The 25,491-nt window shown below is 49.9% G+C and carries 23 protein-coding genes; 7 read left to right on the plus strand and 16 right to left on the minus strand.

The window, feature by feature from the left end; all coding sequences use genetic code 11:
- Positions 1-126: 126 nt before the first annotated feature.
- On the plus strand, positions 127-2,010 hold the full coding sequence (locus VPR01S_RS11280) for a methyl-accepting chemotaxis protein (RefSeq protein ID WP_040902621.1): 1,884 nt from the start codon (positions 127-129) through the stop codon (positions 2,008-2,010).
- Positions 2,011-2,104: 94 nt separating this feature from the next.
- On the opposite strand, the gene VPR01S_RS11285 is transcribed toward VPR01S_RS11280, so the two are convergent.
- The 7 genes from VPR01S_RS11285 to VPR01S_RS11315 all read right to left on the minus strand — a co-directional run bounded on the left by VPR01S_RS11285 (position 2,105) and on the right by VPR01S_RS11315 (position 7,852).
- The gene (locus VPR01S_RS11285; protein WP_021705463.1) at positions 2,105-3,208 is read right to left on the minus strand and encodes a phosphoribosylaminoimidazolesuccinocarboxamide synthase; all 1,104 of its coding nucleotides are present in this window, start codon (positions 3,206-3,208) and stop codon (positions 2,105-2,107) included.
- A gap of 270 nt (positions 3,209-3,478) precedes the next feature.
- The gene (locus VPR01S_RS11290) at positions 3,479-3,874 is read right to left on the minus strand and encodes a SulA-like leucine-rich domain-containing protein (RefSeq protein ID WP_021705464.1); all 396 of its coding nucleotides are present in this window, start codon (positions 3,872-3,874) and stop codon (positions 3,479-3,481) included.
- A 329-nt stretch (positions 3,875-4,203) separates the two neighbouring features.
- On the minus strand, positions 4,204-4,389 hold the full coding sequence (locus VPR01S_RS11295; RefSeq protein WP_021705465.1) for a hypothetical protein: 186 nt from the start codon (positions 4,387-4,389) through the stop codon (positions 4,204-4,206).
- Positions 4,390-4,561: 172 nt separating this feature from the next.
- On the minus strand, positions 4,562-5,530 hold the full coding sequence (locus tag VPR01S_RS21970; protein ID WP_021705466.1) for a tetratricopeptide repeat protein: 969 nt from the start codon (positions 5,528-5,530) through the stop codon (positions 4,562-4,564).
- Positions 5,531-5,587: 57 nt separating this feature from the next.
- Positions 5,588-6,256 (minus strand): YiaD family glycine zipper/OmpA-like lipoprotein, encoded by a 669-nt coding sequence (locus tag VPR01S_RS11305; protein WP_021705467.1) that lies wholly within the window; start codon positions 6,254-6,256, stop codon positions 5,588-5,590.
- Between the two features lie 113 nt (positions 6,257-6,369).
- On the minus strand, positions 6,370-7,053 hold the full coding sequence (locus tag VPR01S_RS11310; RefSeq protein WP_021705468.1) for a DUF2786 domain-containing protein: 684 nt from the start codon (positions 7,051-7,053) through the stop codon (positions 6,370-6,372).
- Between the two features lie 121 nt (positions 7,054-7,174).
- On the minus strand, positions 7,175-7,852 hold the full coding sequence (locus tag VPR01S_RS11315; protein ID WP_021705469.1) for a DUF3334 family protein: 678 nt from the start codon (positions 7,850-7,852) through the stop codon (positions 7,175-7,177).
- A gap of 187 nt (positions 7,853-8,039) precedes the next feature.
- On the opposite strand from VPR01S_RS11315, the gene ydiJ reads away from it, so the two are divergent.
- From ydiJ to VPR01S_RS11330, 3 genes are all read left to right on the plus strand, one after another.
- Entirely contained in the window at positions 8,040-11,072 is a 3,033-nt protein-coding gene (ydiJ, locus tag VPR01S_RS11320; RefSeq protein WP_021705470.1) for a D-2-hydroxyglutarate dehydrogenase YdiJ, read from the plus strand.
- A gap of 57 nt (positions 11,073-11,129) precedes the next feature.
- A complete protein-coding gene (locus tag VPR01S_RS11325; protein ID WP_021705471.1) occupies positions 11,130-11,597 on the plus strand; it encodes a methyltransferase family protein in 468 nt (155 codons plus the stop codon).
- 135 nt (positions 11,598-11,732) lie between these two features.
- Entirely contained in the window at positions 11,733-13,352 is a 1,620-nt protein-coding gene (locus tag VPR01S_RS11330; RefSeq protein ID WP_021705472.1) for a S1 family peptidase, read from the plus strand.
- A gap of 42 nt (positions 13,353-13,394) precedes the next feature.
- Here the strand turns inward: VPR01S_RS11330 and VPR01S_RS11335 are convergent, their stop codons facing one another.
- The 7 genes from VPR01S_RS11335 to VPR01S_RS11365 form a co-directional block, all read right to left on the minus strand.
- Positions 13,395-14,120 (minus strand): DUF3581 domain-containing protein, encoded by a 726-nt coding sequence (locus tag VPR01S_RS11335; RefSeq protein WP_021705473.1) that lies wholly within the window; start codon positions 14,118-14,120, stop codon positions 13,395-13,397.
- A gap of 149 nt (positions 14,121-14,269) precedes the next feature.
- Entirely contained in the window at positions 14,270-15,802 is a 1,533-nt protein-coding gene (gene hutH / locus VPR01S_RS11340; RefSeq protein WP_021705474.1) for a histidine ammonia-lyase, read from the minus strand.
- Between the two features lie 10 nt (positions 15,803-15,812).
- Complete coding sequence (gene hutU, locus VPR01S_RS11345) at positions 15,813-17,510, minus strand: urocanate hydratase (RefSeq protein WP_021705475.1); 1,698 nt, start codon at positions 17,508-17,510, stop codon at positions 15,813-15,815.
- 28 nt (positions 17,511-17,538) lie between these two features.
- Positions 17,539-18,549 carry a formimidoylglutamase gene (hutG, locus tag VPR01S_RS11350; protein ID WP_021705476.1) on the minus strand — a complete coding sequence of 337 codons (1,011 nt, stop codon included), beginning with the start codon at positions 18,547-18,549 and terminating at the stop codon, positions 17,539-17,541.
- Positions 18,542-19,747 (minus strand): imidazolonepropionase, encoded by a 1,206-nt coding sequence (gene hutI, locus VPR01S_RS11355; protein ID WP_021705477.1) that lies wholly within the window; start codon positions 19,745-19,747, stop codon positions 18,542-18,544. The genes hutG and hutI overlap by 8 nt, the downstream gene beginning before the upstream one ends.
- Positions 19,748-19,855: 108 nt before the next feature.
- A complete protein-coding gene (gene hutC, locus VPR01S_RS11360; RefSeq protein ID WP_021705478.1) occupies positions 19,856-20,566 on the minus strand; it encodes a histidine utilization transcriptional repressor HutC in 711 nt (236 codons plus the stop codon).
- Positions 20,567-20,711: 145 nt separating this feature from the next.
- Complete coding sequence (locus VPR01S_RS11365) at positions 20,712-21,752, minus strand: alkene reductase (protein WP_040902658.1); 1,041 nt, start codon at positions 21,750-21,752, stop codon at positions 20,712-20,714.
- A gap of 135 nt (positions 21,753-21,887) precedes the next feature.
- Between VPR01S_RS11365 and VPR01S_RS11370 the strand changes: the two genes are divergently transcribed.
- Together VPR01S_RS11370 and VPR01S_RS11375 are read left to right on the plus strand one after the other, a co-directional pair.
- The gene (locus VPR01S_RS11370; protein ID WP_021705480.1) at positions 21,888-22,466 is read left to right on the plus strand and encodes a TetR/AcrR family transcriptional regulator; all 579 of its coding nucleotides are present in this window, start codon (positions 21,888-21,890) and stop codon (positions 22,464-22,466) included.
- Between the two features lie 89 nt (positions 22,467-22,555).
- Positions 22,556-23,608, plus strand: coding sequence for an endonuclease/exonuclease/phosphatase family protein (locus VPR01S_RS11375; protein WP_021705481.1), 1,053 nt, complete (start codon positions 22,556-22,558; stop codon positions 23,606-23,608).
- A 91-nt stretch (positions 23,609-23,699) separates the two neighbouring features.
- On the opposite strand, the gene VPR01S_RS11380 is transcribed toward VPR01S_RS11375, so the two are convergent.
- Both VPR01S_RS11380 and yeiP read right to left on the minus strand, forming a co-directional pair.
- Positions 23,700-24,020 carry an HI1450 family dsDNA-mimic protein gene (locus tag VPR01S_RS11380; protein WP_021705482.1) on the minus strand — a complete coding sequence of 107 codons (321 nt, stop codon included), beginning with the start codon at positions 24,018-24,020 and terminating at the stop codon, positions 23,700-23,702.
- A 4-nt stretch (positions 24,021-24,024) separates the two neighbouring features.
- Positions 24,025-24,591, minus strand: a complete 567-nt coding sequence (gene yeiP / locus VPR01S_RS11385; protein ID WP_021705483.1) for an elongation factor P-like protein YeiP — start codon at positions 24,589-24,591, stop codon at positions 24,025-24,027.
- Positions 24,592-24,723: 132 nt separating this feature from the next.
- Here yeiP and VPR01S_RS11390 point away from each other — a divergent pair, with 132 nt between their 5' ends.
- Entirely contained in the window at positions 24,724-25,491 is a 768-nt protein-coding gene (locus VPR01S_RS11390) for a nucleotidyltransferase (RefSeq protein ID WP_040902660.1), read from the plus strand.

Here is a 25,491-nt window from a genome sequence, read left to right on the forward strand (position 1 = left end):
CAAAATAAAATTGTTTAAAAACATGTGGTTATAAATTTTAAAAAAACTATCAATACTGCGTGCACATAATATAAAATCTGGTTAATATTCGCACTTCTATCTGTTCCTAAAAATAACGTAATGCCAATGAAAATTTCACTGAAACAAAAGCTGATTGGCGCCAGCCTGTCAGCGGTCGTTGCTATGGCAACGGCACTAACCTGGCTGTCGGCGGACCAACTTTTTGAACAAACCCGTAATGGCGTGTATGCCCGTGCCGAAAGTCTTGCCACCGCAGCTTCTTCCGGTATCTCTGACTGGGTTAACATCCGTAAGAGTATTTCCACTGCTTTCAACGATTACTCGCAAGAAATGGATGTTGTTCCTTATCTGCAACAGGCGCGGAAAGCGGGTGGCTTCGATGACATCTTTTTTGGGACGCCGGCTGGCGAGATGTACCGCTCTCATCCTGAGCGTAATCGTGCCGATTACGATCCTCGTACGCGTCTTTGGTACAAAGACGCGCAAGCGGCAGGCAAGCAAATCATTACTACGGCCTACCAGGATGCGATCACCAATGCATTGTTGGTGACCATCGCTGAGCCAGTACGTAAAAACGGCCAGTTTGTCGGTGTTGTTGGTGCGGATGTACTGATTGATCAGTTGATCAATGATGTGATCAGCCTGGATGCCGGCGACAATGCATTCGCTATGTTGATTGACAAGCAGAACGGCACTTTCCTGGCCCACCCGGATAAATCCCTGATCCTTAAGCCCGTGAACACCATTGCCAAATCACTTACGATGAGTTCGATTGAAGATGCTGCGAATGCAAAGCGCATCGATGACATCACAGTGAGAGGTCAGGATAAACTGCTGTACTTCAAGAATATTCCGGGTACGGACTGGGTATTCGCGATCCAAATGGACAAATCCACAGAAGAAGCGGCGCACGCACAGCTCCTTCGTGGCCTGATCATTACCGCCGTGATCATCACTATCATCGTGATTGCTCTTGTTTCTTGGTTGGTGAGCTTCCTGTTCCGTGATCTGGGCCGGGTGTCTGTTGCGTTGGAAGAGATTGCATCTGGTGAAGGTGACCTGACTCAACGTTTGGAACCACGCAGTGATGATGAAGTTGGCCAATTGGCGCAAAACTTCAACGTGTTTGTGGGTAACATGCACACCATGGTCTCGAAGCTGAGCCACGTTTCAGCGGCTCTGTCTGAACAAGCGAAACAAACCGCATCGCACGCCGAAGAGCGTAGCACCCGCATTCGCACGCAGCAGGATGAAATCAATATGGTCGCCACCGCGATCAATGAGATGGCTGCTGCGACACAAGAAATCGCAGGCAACGCGGACAACACAGCGCAAAGCTCAACTGAAGCCGTTACCGCTTCTAAGCATGGCGCCGAGCAAGTGAATCAGACTCAAGGTTCTATCCAGAATCTGGCAGAAGAAGTTCAGGTTGCAACGGAAGTGATTAAAGAGCTGGAAGTGCACGGCAACAGCATCAATACTATTTTGTCGACCATTCAGGACATCGCGGAGCAAACCAACCTGTTGGCACTGAATGCGGCGATCGAAGCGGCACGTGCGGGTGAGCAGGGGCGGGGTTTTGCTGTGGTAGCTGACGAGGTTCGTGTTCTGAGCCAACGTACGCATGCCTCAACGCAAGAGATCCAGCAGATGATTGAAACGCTGCAGGGCACAACGGCGAAAGCGGTCGGCATTATGGACGACAGTCGTATGCTGGCGACCACCAGTGTTGATGATGCGAATCTGGCAGCAGCAAGTCTGACTCAGATTCAATCCGCTGTGGAGAGCATCAGCGATATGGCCACTCAGATTGCATCGGCTGCTGAAGAGCAAGCGTCGGTCACGTCGGAGATTACTCGTAACACAGTCGGTATCCGTGACGTGTCGAATGAGCTGGCAGACGAAGCGCATGAAGCTGCTTCTCAGGCTGCGCAGCTTTCTGAACTGTCTTACGAGCTGGAACAAGAAATCAGCCGCTTCAAGCTGTAACTCCTCTCGACCAAAACAAAAACGCCAGTCTCAGACTGGCGTTTTTTTATCAGTGTCCGTTAGAATAACGAACGTCATTCATGCACGGGCGTTCTCAGTCGATCAGGCCATAAGACTGGCTCAGAACATCAATGATTTCCTGTTTCGGATTTGCGCTGAGGTGAACCGGTTGCCCAGTGATTTTCTCTGCAATGCCTGTGTAGGTGCGTGAGACCGCCATCAGAGCGTCTTGCGGCAGTTCATTGTCGTGCGCCAATGCTTCACGCTCTGGCATGCGATCTTTATTCAACAGGATATCCGGGTCAGGGAAGTAGTTGAGCAGAAACTGACGGAAGTCTTCTTTTGAGTTTTCGACTATCTCGCCATTCTGATACGCTTTCGCATCCCAAATTCGGGAGGAATCTGGTGTGCCAACTTCGTCCATGTAAATCAGCTTCTCCTGACCGGAAGCATCAGTTACATAGCCGAATTCAAATTTGGTATCAACAAAGATCTGACCCACGTGAGCCAGTGCTTCACTGATCACACCGAAACCGTCTTTAAGCAAGGTTTCATACTGAGTGATATCCGCCGCCGAGGTGAAGTTAAACGCAGCGAAATTGTCTTCGATATTCTGACGAGTGATGTTGACATCATCCGCTTCTGGAACGCCCGGAATGCCGCTCAGAATACCTTTAGTCGATGGTGTGATCAGCAATTCAGGCAATGGTTTGTCTTTCTCGAGCCCCTCCGGTAGTTGAATACCACAGAACTCGCGTTCGCCTTTGGCGTACGCACGCCACATGGAGCCAGTGATGTACTTGCGGCAAATGGCTTCAATTTTGATCGGTTTCGCTTTTTGAACGATCCAAACAAAAGGGTGAGGGATATCCAAAATATGGCTGTCGGCCAATCCATGCTGTTGGAAAAGTTTAAACCAGTGATTGGAGATCGCATTTAATGCGGCGCCTTTACCCGGTACTCCTTTCAAACCACCTTCGCCTTTCCAGATACAGTCAAAAGCGGAAATCCGGTCGCTGATCACCATGATCGCCAGCGGCGCATCCGGGGCGACATTATAGCCTTTTTCTTGAATTAGACGTTTGCTGTCCTCTTCGGTCAGCCAGTAGACGGAGCGGACTTTACCGCTATGAACCGGTAGGTGGGTACGAATGGGAAGATCGTCGTTTACGGCGAGAACTTGATCGGCAAGGCTCATTGAGACATTCCTATCTAGAGTTAAGAAGCATACAGTCGATGATTTGAGCTTCGATGCTCTGGCTCAAAACACCAGTTCGACAGGCATCATACCAGAACTATTTCTGGCTTCCAGACAAAAAGCAAACGTTTGCCTTAAAATGTCATGCCACCGACTGAGATCAAAAATAGGCATAATAGATAGAAAAAAGCCTCCTTACAGGCGGAGGCGCAAAGACAGTCAAAAGCATGGCAGTGGGTATCACACATCGCTGTCGATTCGTTGAACTTGTTAATGGTACTGTTTGGTTCTGCCTTCAACGAAAAACACTTCACAGTGATGCACACGACCAAAGTCTTTCAACAGGTGCTGATTGACCACATCAATTTGATTCGATGCCACAACGGCACTAGCATTGCCTGATTTGATCGCTTTTATCACGATCTCCAGTTCAGACTGAGATCGGGAAGGCTTCATCTGAATGATTTTGTTGCAGCTGACGTTAGACGCTGCAAATTGCTTGTAATCCGGACGAGGACACTCGGCGGTAAACAAAATCCATTGACCCTGAGACGATAAACCTGCCAGACGTTGCAGGGCTTCCCGAGGGATCTTCATCGGTTCAGTCGGTTGCGCCAATACATTGTATTTAGAAAATGAAGTTGAGTGTGTATGTGCCTGAAACATAACTTAACTGTCCTTATATACATGCTGTATGTGTATACAGTAGTTTTAAATAAGGAACTGATCAAGTGGTTTTTGTGTGGGGGATAGGGATAGTCGACTGGATAAATGAGAGTTTTCTTATCCAACTATATGTAAAATAAAGATTATTTATTGGTTTCGGTGCGGGGTTTAACATTGGAAAATGTATGATGATTTGTGACCGGATATACAGTTTTGTCTTGTGCCGATGTCAGAAAAGTACTGTATACAGTAGTGAGTGTGACCTTGGGGAAGAAGGATGAGACGAAGGAAAAGTCAATAAGCGCCAACGGGCGCTTATTATCGGGTTGTTAACGTGGCTGAATTTGCTGACGTTCTCTGTGCTGAAGCTCTGCGAGGTTAAACTGGCGTACATCCAGTGAAGCTAGGTCATTGCAATTTTTGCATGAGTGGTGTGCTTTGCCGTCAATGTACTCATGCTTTGTCAGCAAGTTTGGCTTTTTGCACCAGTCGCAGATTCCTTCAATAGTAAACATAGTCTCTCCCACCTGTGTTGAGTTAGGTGTCATTTTCGGCGGCGATTATGACATAGTTGCCTAACACGAGTTAACTATTTGTTACTCAGAGTGCGAGAGTGATCGTTTGCGTCAGTCCTTCTGATTTCGGGCTGTGTGAAACTTAATCACTCGGCTTTTTTTAGATGTGTAACTATTTATTAACAATCTTAAGTACCGTTTTCAACGCACTGTTGAGGCGCTTCATCTCTTCCTCACTGCCTTTTGAGTCGGGATGATATAGCCGGGACAACTGCTTATAACGTAGCTTGATTTTTCTATTGTCGAGTTTGTCGTCAACGGTGAATCCAAGCATCGCAAATGCAGTGGCCGTTTTGGCGTCTTCTAGTCTCGAAGGGGGGACGTTAGCCTGAGGTGGGTTTTGTGCAAGCTTAAGTTGCCTGAACAAGATTTGCAGCTGTTTTTTGAGTTTCAGTAACTCGGCGTCTTTGTCCTCAACCTGACGCATTAACGTTTCACCTTCCACTACGTCATACTCATTTTCCGCTCGCTGTTTGCCTAGTCGGAAAGCGGCGTAGAGCAATACAGTCAACAGCAGCATGCCAGCGGGAATGAGATAAATCTTAGATAACCACGTGAAAGGAGAGGAAAGGGGCTGATCGTCAGAAAGTTGGTTGAGTGCCTTGAATTGATCAAGTTGCTTGGCGCGCTGTCGGTTAAACCTGATTTCCAGTAATCGGGAGTAGGCACTTTCTGCATCGGCATTGCGTTGTGCGGCAAGTTGATACCAGCCCAGTGCGATGTCCGTTGCGTGCTTGCTTTCGAACCACTGGCCAAGCTCATATTGGGCGTCAACGTCTCCCTGGGTGGCCGCACGATTCAGCCAAAACATGCCTTCGGCAACGTCTTGATCGACACCGTGACCATCCAGATAAGCGTGTCCCAATCTGGCCTGCGCGGTCAGGTTACCGTTGTCTGCACTGCGTTGTAACCAATAGAAGGCATCACTGGCTTTTTCGCCAGGCGTGGTTTGGTAGTAGTGAGCCAGTTCTAACTGAGCGGCAGGGTCGTTGCGTTTTGCCTGATCCAGCAAACTGGGTGCCGGCCCGGCAACGGAAAATGCAGAAAAAAGAACTAGGAAAGGGAGTAACGGCTTCACCATCGGATTGCTTCCATCAATAACAAAGGACTCAGTATTGCTACTGAGTCCTGAATGTTACTATTTTAGCGGAAGAATTTGAATTTCCACTCGGCGGTTGCATGCGCGACCTTCAGATGTGCCGTTGGTACAGATAGGATTACGTTCGCCGTAACCACGTGCGATGGCACGGCCAGACGCTACACCCTGAGACAAGAGGTAAGAACGCACAGATTCAGCGCGACGTTCAGACAGTGACTGGTTGTAGGTGTCACTACCCGTGTTGTCCGTGTAACCGCTGATCACCAGGCTGGTATCCGGATATTCGACCAGGATTCGGGCTACGCCGGTCAAAGTGTTATGGATGCTGCTGTTCAGTTGGTATGAGTTGGTATCAAAACCAATGCCGTTTTGCATACGCAGCACCAATTGGTTTTCACCGACACGCTGAACCTGAACACCCGAGTTTAAAAGTTGTTTACGCAGCGCCGCTTCCTGTTGGTCGAAGTAGTAACCTACGCCACCACCAACCGCAGCGCCACCAGCCGCACCCCACAGGGCATGCTGACGACGTTCTTTGGCATCGTCACCTGTAGCCAGACCTACTGCCGCACCTGCCAGCGCTCCCCAAAGAGCCCCTTTTGTTGCAGAGTTGGTTTCAGTTTCGCCAGTTGTGGCATCCTGACGCTGAGTAGCCTGACAGCCGGACAGGATGACTGCAACGGCAAGAGCAAGCGTTAATTTTTTCACCGTAATCTCTCCGTGTGTTTTTTTCAGATTAACACCCAAAGAATAAACGCTTTACTAATACTTATGTCAAACCGGATAAGTATAAATTGACCTAATGCTAAAAATGCTGACGTTTATTTAAGCATTTTGGGCGCTTGCGCACCATCTATCGGTCTGTTAACAGATACCGTGCGGCCTTTTTTTAACCCTTTTTCGTAATCGTCTGTGAGGTTTTTCATTGCCTCGCGTAGCTGCTGTTTGAACGTTTCCCGATCGATATTCTTAAATTCTTTATCGATGTAGTTGTTGATTTTATTGGCCGACTCTTCATCAGGCGTAATGATGGGTAACTTTTCTAAAGCCCCCTCAACCCAACCGGAAACGAACGAGTTTACCCGACGGGTGACCTCCCCGTTTGAGGTGCCGCTGCCAGCAAAGCTGTTACGGAACTGGCCTGTCTGTTCATTCATTTCGCGATAGATGATATCGAAGGCAAACGCGGCAAAGATGGCACGATCTGCTTCACCGATAAATTCACACCGCTTTAGGCCTTTGTGATTGACCAGCACGGCTTCCACACCAAATTTTGTGTTGATGCCACGGATGATACGCAGAAGAGTGGAACTGATATTGGCAGGCAACAAATGAGTCGATTTCGTCTTGCCCATTTTGATGAATTCAATATCATCTTTGTCCAGACCGTATTTCAGCATTAACCGGTGTGCCATCTTGATGGCATTCGCGGCTTCATTAACGTTGGCTGAATTGCCAAGTTCCAGGCACTTAGCGATCTTTTTAAGGGCTTTCTGTTTATCCATTGACGAAAAAACGGCTCTCTGTTGAATCAAAAGTCCAACATTTTACCGTTTTTGGCTTGCGAGGGGAAGAAAGGAAAAAACCGCCCTCAATATTGAAAGCGGCGTTTGTGACAAGAGAAGGTTACAGCCCGAGTTCGTCCAGCAGATCGTCGGCGGAGTTATCGGCTTCCGATTGCGAGCTTTTGTTGCTCATTCTTTGTTGAGTCTGTTCCAAGATGTCGTCCGGGCTTTCATCTTCTGCGATTTCAAACTCTTCAAGCTGGATGAATTCCGTTTTATCCATTGCCAGTTCCAGGTAGAAGATGTTGTTGTTCGCGGTGGAGAAAGTGACCCGGCGCGCTTGTGGGCGATCAAGATTGGTATCCACCTGCAGAATAACCTGTTTGTTGATAGACAGCATCTTAGGCTGGTTTTGCGTGATGTTGGTTTGCAGCTCTTTGCGCACTTTATTGGTAAAATCACCCACCAGTTGGTTCATCAGCTCACCCAGCACATCGCCGACTTCATCTGAGGTATGCAGCACAGCCAGTTCCTCTTCTGGCATGCCCATATTGCGCATGTAATTGGTGTAAATTTCCAGTGCGGCTTTCGCCGTAAAGTTGATGACAACTAGGCCAGAGAATCCGCCGTCGAACAACACAAAACAGCCAAAGTCCGGCTTAAGGCTGGTTTTGCTGATTTTCTGCACCATGGCGGAGTAAGAGACGTGGGAGTTAGTGGCGGAAGAAAGTACGCCTGAAACCGATTGGCAAAGCTTTAATAAAATGTCTTCGGTGGTGACCACTTTGTTTTTTTTCATTATGGATTCGCTCTGATAAGAATGATGATGTGAATGCGTGCGTCTCGATATTTATAGAACATTTCCATTTTGGCACCGAGATTCTGTTTTGATCACCTTTTTAAATGTTGTAAAGTGACGAAACTCAAAGATTAAAATTAAATTAACCCAGTGCTGAGAGGATCAGCACCATAGGGGCAGGAAGCAAATGTTACCAAGACTTGATACTCAGTCCGATGTCGATGCCGTTGTTTTACGTTATCTTGAGGAGCTGAGAGCCGCTGGTTTCAGCGGTGATATTGAAACTCAGTATGCCAGTCGTCTGGCTGTTTCAACCGACAACAGCGTTTACCAACAACTTCCCCAAGCGGTGGTACACCCCAAATCCACCGATGATGTCTCACTTCTCGGCAAAATCGCCAGTCAATCTGATTATGAGCGAGTGACTTTCTCACCTCGTGGAGGCGGCACTGGGACCAACGGTCAATCGTTGACCAAAGGCATCATCGTCGACTTGTCCCGTCACATGAATCAAGTGTTGGAAGTGAACTCCGAAGAAGGCTGGGTCCGTGTCCAGACTGGTGTGGTGAAAGATCAGCTTAATGATGTGGTACGTCCGTTTGGCTATTTCTTCTCGCCGGACCTGTCGACCAGTAACCGCGCTACACTGGGTGGAATGATCAATACCGATGCATCGGGACAGGGGTCACTGAAGTACGGTAAAACGTCGGATCATGTCCTGTCGTTGCAGGCCGTTTTCGCTGATGGTTCGATACTGGAATCAGACTTGTCTCATGGGGAGGCGAACCCTGAGACGTTAGCGGCTCAGGCTGTCGATGTCGCTGAGCAGGTATGCCGTAACAAGCGCGGCCAAATTTTGGATAAGTTCCCGCCGCTCAACCGTTTTTTGACGGGTTATGATCTGAAAAATGCCTTGAATGAACAGGGCGAATTCGATTTTACTCGCATTTTGTGTGGTTCAGAAGGGTCGTTGGCCTTCATTACCGAAGCCAAGCTCAACCTGACCCCGATCCCGAAAGCGCGCACACTGGTCAATGTGAAGTACAACAGCTTCGATTCCGCATTGCGTCATGCAGCTTTTATGGTGGAAGCAAAAGCCCTTTCTGTAGAAACCGTTGACTCAAAAGTGCTCAATCTCGCCAAGCAGGATATTGTCTGGCATACCGTCAGTGATTTGCTGACCGATGTGCCAGGTAAGGACATGCAGGGCATTAATATGGTTGAGTATGCCGGTCAGGACGAACAGGAAGTCGCCGAACAGGTACGCCAACTGACCTTGCAGCTCGATAACATGCTGGAAAGTGAGCAGGCGGGCATCATCGGTTATCAGGTGTGCAGCGATTTAGCCAGCATCGGTCGCATATACAACATGCGTAAAAAAGCGGTCGGTCTGCTTGGCGCCACCAAAGGTGCGGCTAAGCCCGTGGCGTTTGCAGAAGATACGTGTGTGCCACCAGAGCATCTGGCTGACTTTATCGTCGAGTTTCGAGAGTTGCTCGACAGTAAGCAGCTTCATTACGGGATGTTTGGTCACGTGGATGCCGGAGTACTGCATGTACGCCCGGCTCTAGACATGTGTGACCCGTCGCAAGAAGCGTTAATGCACGAGATTTCCGATGACGTGGTCAAGCTGGTGGCCAAATATGGTGGTCTGATGTGGGGTGAACACGGTAAGGGGTATCGCTCTGAGTACGGTCCGGCGTTTTTTGGTGAAGAACTGTTTACTGAGTTGCGTCGCGTCAAAGCCGCGTTTGACCCTCACAACAAGATGAACCCGGGTAAGATCTGTACACCGCTGAACAGTGATGCAGAGCTGGTCAAAGTAACGGGCACCAAGCGGGGGTATTTCGACCGTCAGATTGACGTTCAGGTACGTGATAGCTTTAAACAGGCGATGGAGTGTAACGGAAACGGACTGTGTTTTAACTACGATACAGCGTCTCCGATGTGTCCGTCGATGAAAGTGACCGCTGACCGTCGGCACTCTCCGAAGGGGCGCGCGGGTTTGGTCCGTGAATGGTTACGCCAACTGACGGAGCATGGGGTAGATATTCTCGATCTCGAAAAGCAGACTCTATTTGCTTCGCCAAGCGTGAAAACCATGATTGATCGGGTGCGCAATACGTTGAACAAACGGCATGAGTACGATTTTTCTCACGAAGTGCTGGAAGCCATGAATGGTTGCCTGGCCTGTAAGGCGTGCGCCAGTCAGTGTCCAATTAAAGTGGATGTACCAAGCTTCCGCTCCCGGTTCCTGAATATCTACTATTCACGTTACCAACGCCCTGCGAAAGATTATCTGGTGGCTAATATTGAATCTGTGCTGCCTGTGATGGCCAAAGCGCCCAAAGTAGTGAATGCGGCCTTAAAGCAACCTTGGCTGAAACGCCTGACCGCATCGACGGTCGGGTATGTTGATGCGCCGCTGCTGTCGGTCCCCGTTTTGTCAAAACGATTGAGTGGTTTACCGGTCTTTGATATGCAAAAGCTGGCGTTGCTGTCCAAAGAGGAACGCAGTCAACACGTGTTGATCGTGCAGGACCCGTTTACCAGTTACTATGACGCCGGTGTGGTGGAAGACTTTGCTCATTTGGTCAAAAAGCTTGGGATGACTCCGGTGTTATTGCCGTTTAAGCCGAATGGTAAAGCGCAGCACATCAAAGGCTTCCTTCGCCAGTTTGCTGACAGTGCGCACTCAACAGCGGCGTTTCTTGAACAGGTCGCCGATTTGGGGATTGCTATGGTTGGCGTCGATCCGGCGCTGGTGCTCTGTTACCGCGATGAGTACGCGGAAGTCCTGGGTGACAAGCGGGGCGACTTTGACGTTCTGAATGTCCACGAGTGGTTGCATCCTCGTTTGCCGTCTTTCCCCGCGGCGGAGGCTGCAGAGAGCGAAGCCTGGTATCTGCTTTCTCATTGTACTGAGAAAACAAAGATGCCGAATGCAGAGAAGGAGTGGGGCGCTATTTTTGCTCACTTTGGTGCTAAGCTCAATGCGATCGCTGTCGGATGTTGTGGCATGGCGGGTACATTTGGCCACGAAGTCGATAAGTTGCAGATGTCGAAAGATATTTATGGCTTAAGCTGGAAACCCAGTCTGGAATCGCTACCGAAAGACCGCTGCCTGATTACGGGGTATTCGTGCCGAAGTCAGGTGAAAAGGTTTGAACAGGTGCCGACACAGCATCCATTGCAGGCACTGCTGAAAGTTCTCGCTTAATCCTATAGCCCGGCTGAACATGCCGGGCTTAACGTTTACCGTTATGGAAGGAAAAGGATGTCTATTCATAAACTCGAGTTACGCATTCCCCCGGTCGCGCTGTTCATCGTTTGGTTGATTCTGATGGAGCGGTTTGCCTCCGTCATGACGTTTGCGTCGGTGTCGTTACCGTTTACCTGGCTGGTGGCGACGATTTGCGTGGTTTTAGCCGGTTATGTTGGCCTTGCCGGGATTCATGAATTTCGCAAAATGCAGACCACAGTCAACCCGGTTAAGCCGGAGTCTGCCTCCCGGGTTGTCGATAGCGGTATCTTTGCCTATTCTCGCAATCCCATGTATCTGGGCTTGGTGATTTTGTTGTTCGGCGCGGGTTATTGGCTGGAGAACACTGTTGCGCTGGTGATGCCTTACTTTTTTATTCTATATATGAATCGCTTTCAGATTGAACCTGAAGAGCGCGTGTTAGGTCGGCTGTTCGGAGAGGAGTATAAGTCGTACTTGTCTCGCGTAAGGCGTTGGATTTAATAATATTTGTATTATTAGCGCTTTTGCTCTTTATCTCTCATTATCAACGATAAGTTATTGATATTTTATATCCCAACCGATAACTATTCGCTATGATCTTGCTTCCAAAAAATAACGGATAATAAGGAACAAGATATGAGTCTTTCTGGCAAGGTTGTTCTGGCTTTAGGCGCCACGACGCTTGGGTTGGCCAGTGCCCAAGCGACTGAATTCACGCCATACATCATTGATGGCTCTCCTTCCAATGCGTCACAGTGGCCGTACATGACGGCGATCGTACACAAGAATCAGGAAGCGATGAGTGGTCAGTTCTGTGGTGGCACGTTATACAAAGGCCGGTATGTCATTACGGCTGCGCACTGCGTTGATAATCTGAGCGAAGATGACATTGACTTGGTGGTGGGGATTAATGATCTGACCAAAGAGTCGTCTCAGGGGATCCGCGTTGGTGCATCGAAGATTACCGTGCACTCAAGCTACCGCGCTGGCGGTTGGAATTACGACATTGCCGTGATAGAGCTGGAGCGAACGATTCCAGCGTCACAGGCGCAAAGCGTGACACTTGCTGAGGACGGGTTTAATGCCACATTACCGTTGAATACCGTACTGACCGTAATGGGATGGGGCGATCAAGACCCGGATCCTGAAACGGCGACATACCCCGCCCAGTTGCATCAGGTCGATGTCTTTATGCAATCTGATGAAATTTGCCATGCGTCGAGTCCGAACTTTGCGAGTGTGGGAGAAGATAACTTTTGTGCTGGCCGTGCCAATGTTGAAGGTTACGACTCCTGTGGCGGTGACAGTGGCGGTCCTATTGTTTTTAATGATGGCTCGGAAATCAAACAAGTTGGTATTGTGAGCTGGGGCAGCAGTCAATGCGGCCAGCAGGGTACCTATGGCGTGTATGCGGACATTTCCTATTTCAATGACTGGATTCAAGAAAACGCATCAGGCTTTTATGTCGAACGCAATGTTGATCTTGGCTACATCGAGCCGGGTACCGTGACGCAAACTTTTACGTTTGTAAACGACTCGACCCAGGTTGTGGACATGAATACCATCTCGACTTACGAAGACGGTAAAGCATCCTCCTCAGTATTTGATGATCAGTGTTCAGCCAAGACGCTGAACCCCGGTGAGTTGTGTATTGTCAGTCTGAAGACTGAGGTGAGTGCCATTGGCAGCTATGTTTATCAACTGTCTTACGACTACAATTTTGGCGGTATGCACAATGCTGACAACGCCTGGCTGGCGTTTGAAGTCAGAAACAAGGCCAGTGATGCTGTTACCCAAGCCTTGGCCGCCATGAAAGGCGATGCGGTATTTGTAAATGATGTTCCTTGGACAACCATGAAAAATGGTGTTCGTTCGGCGCCCGCGCTGGGCTTTTTCGAAGAATCTGAAGTGGTGATTACTGGAATCCCTTCCGGCGTTGTAACCTTTGATCTAAGTACTCAATCGGACTATGACACGTTAGATGTGTACATCAACGGGAGCCTTTCTAAAAGTATTGTAGGGTCGATTGACGTGCCGGTGACACTGAAATTTGTCACCTTCGATAACACATTGAGGCTGGTCTACACTCGAGGCTTGGAGTACACCGAAGGGGATGGCGCATCCATTACCAACGTGAAGTACAGCGTGCTTGGTTCGGAAACGTCCGTCAGTTCATCCAGCTCGTCAGGAGGTGGCTCGCTGGGATTCGGAGCGTTGATGGCTTTGTTGGTGACGTTACGTCGTCGATACGCATAAATTAAAACACCCGCCATCTGGCGGGTGTTTTATATTCAAAAGCTAGGCAGCCTGTGCGAGCTGCTTAAGAAACATATCTTTTCGCTCGTTGAAACGTGTAACCAGGCTATCGATGTCAGCTTGGTTATAAGGCTTCAATCCGCTGGCAACCATACGTTTCAAACCTTTACCGACGATTTCGCCCGCTTCTTTGAATGCGAAGTTAAGTGTGACGACGCCGCGTTTTCCTTCCACATCAAAGGTTGCGCCAGTGAACTCGACCTCTGGGTGCGTCAAATCGAGGCGTTCAAACTCCACTTCCATGCTTTCGTATATCACCAGTGGACGCTGGCAATTGATCATCATCTGCTGCTCTTCCATCAGAGGAACCATGATGTGTGGAAAATTCATGCCTGAGAACTGGACATAATTTGTCACTACGTGCTCGATGAATGCCTGATCGTGGCTGACGTTACCCTGGCGATTCATGTGCAGGTATTCTTTGCCATTGGCGTCAACTACCGCGGCCTCTTTGTCACACTTGTTTTCGATGTGCAGCGCAATTCCGTCGTTCACCATGCCGGAGAAATCAAAACGCATCTTCTGGCTGATGCCTTGTTGTTGCAGCAGAACAGCAAACAACAGGTCGCCCGGAACACAGAAGCGTTTATTGTCTTCATCATGGATAGGGTTGTAATCACCCGCGACTTTTTTAGCGAAGTGGCTCGCCTGTTCACGAGTGAACTGGAATTGGTTGTCTTGTGTCGAAAAGTAAGGTGTCAGAAACATAATGTACGCTTGTAGCCAAAACTGTCCGGCATTATATCCAACTCTATGCGTTTAATGGTCCATCCAGTGTAAGGTTTTCGCCTGCAAATGACTGCAACATAAAAAAGCCCGGCAAAATTGCCGGGCTCAAAAGGCCTGAGTGCTTGATATTACAGGCTTGGTAACAGCTGTTCTGGCATCAGATGATTGTGTACTGACAGTTTCAACAACGCGTTGGCTTGTTCAATATCAGGCGCGAAATAACGGTCTTTATCGTAGAACGGTACTTTTTCGCGCAGGATCTGTTTGGCTTCCTCGACACGTGCTGATGATTTGTTGGGTGCACGGAAATCCAGTCCCTGAGCTGACGCCAGATACTCGACAGCCAGAATGCCACGGGTGTTTTCACCCATCTCGCGCAGCCGGCGAGCGGCGAATGTTGCCATTGACACATGGTCTTCCTGGTTGGCAGACGTTGGCAGGCTATCGACGGAAGCCGGGTGAGCCAGGGTTTTGTTTTCACTGGCCAGTGCGGCAGAGGTCACCTGGGCAATCATAAACCCGGAATTGACACCGCCGTTGTCCACCAGGAAAGGCGGCAGTTTGCTCAGTGCACTGTCGATCAGCAGTGCCATGCGTCGCTCGGACAGGCTGCCGATCTCGGCGATAGCCAGTGCCAGGTTGTCCGCGGCCATCGCCACGGGTTCGGCGTGGAAGTTTCCGCCAGAAATGATGTCACCATCATCGGCAAAAACCAGTGGATTATCCGACACAGAGTTGGCTTCGACTTCCAGAGTCTCCGCTGCATTGCGGATCTGTTGCAAACATGCTCCCATAACCTGTGGCTGGCAACGCAAAGAGTACGGATCCTGAACTTTTTCACAGCCAACATGGGAGTCGCCAATGTCGCTGCTGCTGTCGAGCATGTGGCGGTAAGCCAGCGCTGCATCCATTTGGGTACGGTGACCGCGAACGCGATGGATGCGTGGATCGAATGGACGACGGCTGCCCAGAGCGGCCTCAACCGACATGGCGCCGCATACCGTCCCAGAAGCATACAAGTCTTCGGCGATGAACAGCCCTTCCAGAGCAAACGCCGTGGAAGCCTGCGTGCCGTTCAGTAATGCCAGACCTTCTTTCGGAGCCAGTGTGATAGGTTTAAGACCTGCCACTTTGAGCGCTTCGTGGCCAGAGAGGATTTCTCCCTTGTGGCGTGCCTGTCCTTCTCCCAGTAAGACGGTACTCATGTGTGCCAGTGGGGCGAGGTCCCCGGAAGCGCCGACGGAACCTTTTTGAGGGACGCAAGGGTAGACCTCAGCGTTGACCAGGGCGATCAGCGCATTGATGACCTCCAGGCGGATACCGGAGAAGCCGCGTGCCAGACTGTTAATTTTGAGCACCATCATCATACGTACGGTTTCATCGCTCATTAACTCACCGATGCCTGCCGCATGGGATAAGACGATACTGCGCTGTAGCGTTTCAAGGTCCTCTGGGGCAATTCGGGTGTTGGCCAACAGACCAAAACCGGTGTTAATACCGTATACAGTGCGATTTTCTGCGATTACCTGATCCACCACACGAGTGCTCTCTTCGATGGCGGGGATGGCACTCGGGTCGAGTGCCAGTTGGACAGGTGAGCGGCTCACCTTACGCAAATCTTTTAAGCTAATCAGACCTGGCTTTAGCGTTAAATTCAGCATGTTCATTTCCTTACTTCAGTTTGCGCAGTTCTTCGTTGAGCATAGGCAGATCAAGGCCTTGATCTGCAGCACATTGTTTCGCGATGTCATAACCGGCATCCGCATGACGCATAACACCAGTGGCCGGATCATTGTGCAGCACGCGGGCGATGCGTGCAGAGGCGTCATCGCTGCCATCACAACAAATCACCATACCGGAGTGTTGCGAGAAGCCCATGCCCACACCGCCACCGTGGTGCAGGGATACCCAGGTTGCGCCGCCAGCCGTGTTCAGCAGGGCGTTCAACAATGGCCAGTCTGATACGGCGTCTGAACCGTCCATCATGCCTTCAGTTTCACGGTTTGGGCTGGCAACAGAACCGGAGTCAAGGTGGTCACGGCCAATCACAACCGGCGCTTTCAGCTCGCCGTTTTTCACCATTTCATTGAAGGCCTGGCCGAGACGTTCACGATCCTTCAGCCCGACCCAGCAGATACGAGCAGGCAGACCCTGGAAGTGAATGCGTTCGCGTGCCATGTCCAACCAGTTATGCAGGTGTGGATTGTCCGGGATCAGCTCTTTGACTTTCTGATCGGTTTTGTAAATGTCTTCCGGATCACCAGACAGTGCTGCCCAACGGAACGGACCGATCCCTTCACAGAATAGAGGTCGAATGTATGCTGGCACAAACCCAGGGAAGTCAAACGCGTTTTCCACGCCTTCTTCAAGCGCCATCTGGCGGATGTTGTTCCCATAATCCAGTGTGGCCGCACCGCGATCTTGTAGCTCCAGCATGGCACGGACCTGAATGGCCATCGATTCTTTGGCGGCTTTCACCACTTTGGCTTCGTCGGTTTTGCGCATTTCAGCCGCGTAATCCATGGACCAGCCAATCGGCAGATAACCGTTGAGCGGGTCGTGGGCAGAAGTCTGGTCAGTGACGACATCTGGCGTAATGTTGCGCTCCACCAGCTCAGGGAACACATCTGCTGCATTGGCCAGCAGGCCGACCGAAACAGGCGTATCTGATTCATGAACGATTGCCAACGCTTCATCCAGGCTGGTGGCTTTTTTGTCCACATAACCGGTGCGCAAGCGGTAGTCGATACGTGACTCATCACATTCAACAGCGATCATCGAAAAACCAGCCATGGTTGCGGCCAGTGGCTGTGCGCCCCCCATACCGCCCAAACCACCGGTAAGAATCCAACGACCTTTCGCCTGACCACCAAAGTGTTTTTTCGCAACCGCGACAAACGTCTCGTAAGTGCCCTGAACGATGCCTTGCGAGCCGATGTAGATCCAACTACCGGCGGTCATCTGGCCATACATCATCAGGCCTTGCTTATCCAACTCGTTAAAATGTTCCCAGTTTGCCCAGTGTGGTACCAGGTTCGAGTTCGCAATCAGTACGCGCGGGGCGTTCTTGTGAGTCGGGAAGACACCCACAGGCTTTCCTGACTGAACCACTAAGGTCTGATCGTCTTCCAGGCGCTCAAGCACTTCGACGATTTTGTCGTAACATTCCCAATTGCGCGCGGCGCGTCCGATACCACCGTAAACCACCAGTGAATGAGGGTGCTCCGCCACATCTGGATCAAGGTTGTTCATCAGCATGCGCAGTGGGGCTTCCGTAAGCCAGGATTTTGCGCGTAGCGTCGTACCGTGTGGGGCACGAATAGTGCGTGAAGTATCGAGACGCTTATCTTCGTTGTGGCGTTCCGTCATGTTGAGACTCCTTCAGTTTCACGTAATGTTATTGTGGTGTTGACTGGTCGGTCATCGCATTGGCGATGTCCCAGCACAAACGTGCCGCAAGGCGGGCTGTCTGGCTGTCGACGTCATACGTAGGGTTATATTCGGCGATATCCGCCAGTACGAGTTTGTCTTTTGCTTCCAGAATTCGCTCCATATAGGGAGACAGGTCACTGAAATGGACACCGCGCGCGGCTGGCGCACTCACGCCGGGAGCGGTCGCGGCAGGGAAAACATCCAGATCGATGCTGAGATAGAGATAGTCGCAGCTGTCGATAAAGTGTTGCAGTTGAGTCAGGTGGTACACGTGATTTAACGGGCACAATTGGGTGTCTTCGACATACCAGACATTCAGCTCTTCCGCGCGCTGGAACAGTGCGGCGGTGTTGCTGGCTTTGCTGACACCGAGGCAAGCGTAATGAAACTCCCAGTCCTGTTGCTGACAGAAGTGAGCAATCTGGTTGAACGGGGTCCCTGAGCTCGGTTTGATGTCCGTTTTGCGGCTCTCAAAAGCTCGCAGGTCGAAGTGAGCGTCCAGATTAATGATGCCAATCTTTGGCCGCTGTTGGCCTTGTTTTATCAGGTAACGAGCCAGCCCCTGAAAAGATGCCCAGGCGGTTTCATGTCCTCCACCCAGTGTGATGACCGGAACATGGGGCAGCGCTGTCGCAATAATATTGGCACAATCGGATTGCGCTTTTTCCAGTTGGTCATCATCACACAATATATTGCCAAGGTCATACCAGCGTGCCGGGGTGTGCCAGGCCATATTGGCCAAAGCCCGGCGAATCAAATCCGGCGCCTTACGTGCTCCGGTTCGTCCTTTATTGCGCGCGACACCGGCATCACAGCAGAATCCGACCAATGCGATGCTGTCCGGGTGATCTGATAATTCACTAGCCTGTACTTTTTCGACGACGTGATGAATTCGCTTACCCAGTTCACCGTCCTCAGCGTCGTGGCGGCCTTGCCAGTGAAAATCCTGATTGGTGAGTGGCAGTAAGTCAGTCATGGCTCACTTCTCCATTTACGATGCGTTGATGAAGACGCGGCAGGCCAACCTGATAGCTCAAGTCCGCCGGATGCTGGACATTCCAAATACACAAATCCGCATCATACCCGGCTTGAATCTGGCCTCGCTCAGAGCCGTACCCCAAAGCGTTCGCCGCGTGACAAGTAACACCACGTAACGCTTCTTCGGGTGTTAGTCCAAATAAAGTACACGCCATGTTCATCATCAAGCCCAAATCGGCAAACGGTGAGGTGCCCGGGTTAAAGTCGGTGGCAATCGCCATTGGGATTTGTTTGTCTCTCAGTTTGGCAATCGGAGGCTGCTGGGTCTCACGTAAGAAATAAAACGCGCCTGGTAATAAGGTCGCTACTGTGCCAGAGGCTGCCAAAGCGTCTACACCAGAGTCATCCAGGTATTCGATATGATCTGCCGACAGCCCTTGGTATTTTGCCGTCAATGCGGTTCCACCGAGATTCGACAACTGTTCGGTATGGCCTTTGACGGACAGTCCGTGTTCAGTGGCACAGCGAAAGATTTTTTCGGTTTGTTCAAGATTAAAACCAATCGATTCACAGAATACGTCAACACTGGTGGCGAGTTTCTCTTGGGCAACCACTGGGATCAGGTGTTCACAGATGAGGTCAATATATTCATCGGCGCGGTCACGATATTCCGGTGGCACAGCATGCGCAGCAAGCAGAGTAGTAGTGACTTTGATGCGGCGCTGGGATTCCAGCGCTTTCGCTGCGCGCAACATTTTTAGTTCGTCAGCAACAGTCAGTCCGTAGCCGGATTTGATTTCAACCGACGTAACGCCAGAGCGGATCAGTCCATCCAAACGGGGGAGGGCCAGCTCAACCAGTTCTTGTTCGCTGGCCTGGCGAGTCGCGCTGACCGTTGCCAGTATGCCACCGCCCTGTTGGCTGATTTCGGTGTATGGTACGCCGTTTAAACGCAATTCAAATTCATTGGCACGGTTACCGGCGAAAATCAAATGGGTGTGGCAGTCAATCAGTCCGGGAGTGACCAAACGACCCTCGCAGTCAATCACTTGCTTAGCCTGTTGCTGCGACGTCTGTGTTCCGATCGCCACGATCTTTCCGTGGTCGATAGCGATGCATTGATTGTCCTGAGTCTGATAACCGCTGTTGCCAGGTTGCAAGGTAACCAGACGAGCGTTTTTTAACACCAAGTCCATATTGCCGTCTCAATGAGGTTTAAATGTATATACAAATTAAAGTGCAATTTGGAAAGATGAGCAAGAAAGATGTTGCGGAAATGTGATCAGATCTTGGTTGAAAATATTTTAATCGAGAAGGATCTTAGAGCTTAATTTGTATTTGGAGCCTGGGTGATACAGCAGGGCTGAGCTGATCAGTTTGTCGCCGCTCCAGGTTCGGCGGTTAAGCAATAAACAAGGTTCACTGTCAGACATCTTCAAAGTATGACGAATGGCCGTCTCAGCGACGATGGCCTCAACAGTGTGTTCAATAGCACTCAGTGGGCAGTTTTCCGACAAGTACTGGTTGGGTGTAATGTGGGTAAAATCTTGGTTCAGGTAGTCCGGTGCGTAATCCGGATTGACCCAGCGAACTTCCAGTTGTAGCGGTAAACTATCTGCAAAGTGAATGATTTCACTGTAGAAAACTTGAGTTCCTAACATCACACCAAGTTTAGTGGCGACGTTTTCATCGGCGTAAATTAACTGGTGTTTTACCACTTGGCTTCGGTACTGTTTGCCCCGTTGCTGTACTTCTTCAGCAATGTTTCGGATATCCAGAAGGGGAGATTCGGCCTTTTCTTCAGGCGCACAAACAAAAGTGCCCAGGCGTGGCGTCCTTTGCAATTTACCTTCTGCGACCAAATCCCGAATCGCTTTATTGACCGTCATCCGGCTGACGTCAAACTGTTCGGTCAGTTCCAGCTCCGTCGTGATCCGATGACCCACGGGCCACTGACCGGAGTCGATTTTGTCGGAGATGTATTGCTTGATTTGGATATAAAGCGGAGCGGACATTTGAATACCATTTTAATTGAATATACAAATATTTAATCAATTAGTAGACAAAAGCAAGTAAAGTGCACCGATTTCCGGCAAAACTGCGTGATAGATAGAAAAAAAGCGGAAGGCGACCCTTCCGCGAAAAGGCAATGGAAAACGCTTAAATCAATTCGGCCAGCATAGTGTCGGAATATTCGGTTAGCTCGCTGCCGGATTTTACTTTGCTGATGTAGTCTGGGTTTGCAATCAGTGGACGACCGATGGCGAGCAGATCGAACTTGCCTTCTGCCACCGCTTGACGTCCGCTTTCTGGCGTAAAGCCACCCACACCAACCAGAGTTTTGCTGTAGTTGGCGCGCATGTATTGAGACGCGCTGCCCCCCAGAGAGTCAAACTCCATACTGTCATCAAAAATGCCGACGTGCAGGTACGCCAGTTGACGTTTATCCAGCTCTGCGAGCAGATAATCAAAGACACTGCGGTCGCGATTATCGGCGTCAATATTGAAGTAGGCGCCCGGAGATAAGCGCAAAGCAGTACGATCTTCGCCAACCGCGGCGACCACTGCGTCTACGACGGCGAGTGGGAAGCGCGCCATGTTCTCTGCGTTGCCACCGAATTCATCATCACGGATGTTACTGCTGTAGTGCAGGAACTGATCCAAAAGATAGCCGTTTGCTCCATGGATCTCGACACCGTCAAAACCCGCTTCCAACGCATTGATGGCTGCCTGGGCGAAATCTTCAACCAGCTCTTCGATTTCTTCTTTGCTGGCGGCTTTCGGTGTGGTGTAAGTCAGTTCACGCATGCGTGGTACGGTGCCTTCTACTCTCAGTGCGGAGGGAGCAAGAACAAAGTCACCATCAAAGAAATGCGGGTGAGCGACACGACCGGTGTGCCATAACTGAGCAAAAATTTTGCCGCCATGCTCATGCACTTTGTCAGTGACTTTGCGCCAGCCAGCAATCTGCTGTGCGGTAAATAATCCCGGCGTGTTCGGATAACCTTGCCCGTCCGGACGAATGATGGTGGCTTCTGAAATGATCAGCCCGGTATCTGCTCGGCGAGCGTAGTAGTCCACCATTGCCTGCGTTGGCACCAGGTTGTCGTCAGCCATGCAGCGCGTTAGCGGCGCCATCAAAATACGGTTATCGAGTGTGATTGTGTCGTTAAGTTTAAAAGGTTGAAACAAGTCATTCATGTGAGTAAACCCTGTCAATAATTCTTGAACGCCCATTCAAAATAATCCATCTTGAACGCTCATTCAAGAATTTTTTGAATGATTGTTCAAATTCAAGTAAAATCCACACAAGTTTAGTTGTTTAAGAGAATTACGATGCGCAGTGCCGAATTTGACCGTGATGCGGTGTTACGTTCAGCGATGGAAGCCTTTCTTGTTAAGGGATACAGCAAAACCAGTATGCAGGATCTCAAGCAGGCGACGGGATTACACCCGGGGTCGATTTATTGTGCGTTTACCAATAAGCGTGGCTTGCTAATTGCTGCACTGCAGCATTACCGAGAAGAGCGCAACGCTGAGCAACAGACACTGTTTGCGGCGCATCCCACGGTGATGGCGGGCATTGAAGCTTACCTTGACCAGGTCGTGGCAGAGTGTGAGCAGGAAAATATCAAAGATTGCCTGCTGCAAAAGGCGTTGAACGAATTGGCTCAGCAAGATGAAGAAGTTGAAAGCATCATCAGTAAAATGTTGACAGAGTGGCAGGAGTCTTTTACAGCTTTGATACAAAAAGCGCTGTTGAATCAAGAACTCCAGTCATCTCGAAGCCCTGAGCAACTGGCTCAGTTTCTGGTAATGGGAATATACGGTCTGAGAACGTTTTCGCACACCAAACCAGCAGCGGGCGTATTGCGTCAATTGAGCGCGGAATTGTTGCGAGCAATCCGACACTAACACCGTTATGTAAACTTAATCAAAACGTCACCCGATATGCGTCTTGACTGCTAATGTTTATATGCAAATTTAAACATAAGGAGGCAGGGATGTTCATACGATGTGGAACGTTTAACCTATATCAGTTTGCGGCGCCGCCGTTCAGTTGGTACGAAAAAGAAAACTTTTATACAGCGGATGAGTGGCAGGCCAAAAAAGCCTGGATAATCAGCCGACTCAAGGAAATGGATTGCGATGTGATCGGCTTCCAAGAAGTTTTTAGCATTGATGAGTTGAAGGCGTTAGTCAATGCGGCTGGATATGCATATTTTGACGTGGTGGAACAACCAGAGCACGATTTGCATGATACCTTGATTTTTACCTCTCCGGTGGTCGCTGTTGCCGCCCGTTTTCCGCTTTCTTCCGTTCAGGCCGTCCGGTTCAGCCAACAATCTGAAGAGCAGTTGCCTGTTGAGGCTGACTTTAAATACAGTCGCACGCCAGTGCGCGCCGAGGTGGAGCTACCAGGATTTGGCAACATACTGGTGTATGTGTCTCATCTAAAGTCCAAACGAGCCATTGAACTTCAACCGGATTATGACGACGCTGATCCTTGGAAGAAAAAAGTGCTTGCCACCATGCAAGCACGTTCGGCAGGCCACGTCGCAGCGTTGTTGCAACGCGGAGCGGAAGCGTACGATTTGTACATGGCCGTATCCACACAGATCGAAGCACAGCCGGATAAACCGATACTGGTGTTAGGTGATATGAACGATGACCCAGATTCGATCCCGGTAGAAGCGTTATCAAACCGGGCTTGGCTCTTTGAAGTGGATGGCGTTAAGTACCAGAACTTACCTATGGAAGCTAAAGTCAGCGCTTACCAATACAAGCTGTATGATGCCTTTAATCTGGCACCCAATCAGGATGGGCTAAAGCGCACACCGACGCATTATTATCGCGGTGAAGGCAACACGCTGGATTACATTTTTGTATCCAATGCTTTGAATGAACAAAACAACCGGGCAGTGGGGAAAGTCGTCTATTTTGTCGTGTACGATGAGCATCTTCATTCAGATGGGGTGGGCAATAAAAAGCAATCAGACCATGCTCAACCAGTGGTTCGAATTCAGCTCAATACTAATCATGAGTTGAATTTGTGATGGTTGTTTCTTTGCTTCCGCGTGAACTCGTGTCGATAAAAAGCGAATAAAAAAACGCCGCTGTTCACAGCGGCGTTCTGGTTGAAGGCGTTTAATCGCGCTTCCACAAAATATGACAGAACTTTTTGTCAGGATCGCGACTGACGAGCATTCGTGCGAATACATCGTCCAGCACGTCATTCTCTTCGTTGACCAAACCGATACGAACTTCAGCGAAGTCTTCTTTGTCTACCTCAAATCCAACATGCTGAACCCAGTCATCCCCGGTTTCTACCAGTTCTGCGGCTCCACGGTCTTCAAATTGAGCGGTAAACAGAATCACGTCGGCAGGTTCTAAATTATCCGGCGCCATTTCGAGGAAGATGTCGTATGCGGCATCAATAACGTCATCGTAAGAGATAAGATCAGACATAATATTAAGCTCGGTTCATGTATTTACGTTCGGTCGTATTCACAACGACGCGGTCACCCGTTGCAATATACTCAGGCACCTGAACAGTCAGGCCAGTCGCAAAGCGGGCTGGTTTTGTACGGGCAGAAGCTGACGCCCCTTTGATTGATGGGTCCGTTTCTTCGATCACCAGTTCAACGGACGCCGGTAGTTCCAGTGCAACAGCGGCACCGTTGACCAGAACCACGCTCAAACCCTGAATATCTTCAGTGATGAACAGCAGTTCGTCGGCGATATCGGCCTGTTTAAAAGTGAACTGAGAGTAATCATCGTTATCCATGAAGATGTACTCGTCGCCATCGACGTAAGAGAAAGAGACCGCCCGCTTGTTCATTTCAACGGTGTCCAGCACGTCGTCTGACTTAAAGCGCTCATCCACACGAGCCCCGGTCGTCAGGTCGGTGCAGCGCAGCTTGTAGATTTTCGCTCCGCCACGGCCGCCTGGGGTTGTTACTTCGATGTCTTTAATCAGCAGAGTTTTGCCATTTGACTCAATCGCAAAACCTTTCTTAAGTTCACTTGCCTTTGGCATGGAAGATTTCCTTTGTGTTTGATTTCGGCGCATTATACCAAGAGTGAGCCGGGAAGGAATATCTTGATTCAATCTCCGCTCTGAGCGAACATGATCGGGTTTAACAATAGTCAAAATGATCATATTTGTCAGATGGTTCTACCAGTAATCGATCCCAAACAAGCATTCCAGTCTGAATATCAGCCTGCGATTGATGATTTGCTTAAATGCCTCAAAGGTGGGTTAGGGGCAAATCTTCACAGTGTCTATCTGTATGGCAGCGTTGCAAACAAAATGGCGCAGCCGGGGCGCTCTAATCTGGATGTGGTCGTTGTGACCCACCGCAGCTTCAGTGATCAGCGCACCACACTGTTCAACACCATTCGCTGGCGTTTTCAAAAAGCGTTCCCATTTATTACCGCGGTGGATTTTAAAGTGGGGCTGGCACAAGACATCGCCAGCATCGAAGGGATTCTCTCTTGGGGTTTTCTGCTGCGTCATCGCGCGGTGTGTGTGTATGGGGACGATCTTTCAGAATGCTTTGGTGATTATGAACCTAGCTGGGAGATTGCCAAACAGTGGAATATGGATGTCGAGGACTGGCTGGCGGTGTATCGCCACCGGATAGCGAAAGCGCAAACGTCAGAACAGCAGGTTAAAGCGCAGGTCATTATTGCTAAAAAGCTTTTACGGGCCAGCTACTCTCTGGTGATGCACCGGGATAAGAATTGGTTTGATGATCCGGTTGAATGTGGCCGCCACTTCCTGCGTTATTATCCGGAGCGGCAGGTGGAAATCGATCGTCTTGGCATCTTGTTGTCCGGCCGCCCGATACCAAAACGTTCGGTGATCGGCATTCTGGACGGCTTTGGTGAATGGCTGGTGAAGCAATATAAGAAAACCGAGTTCAAGATCGGTTAA

This window comes from Vibrio proteolyticus NBRC 13287, assembly GCF_000467125.1.
GTDB lineage: Bacteria > Pseudomonadota > Gammaproteobacteria > Enterobacterales > Vibrionaceae > Vibrio > Vibrio proteolyticus.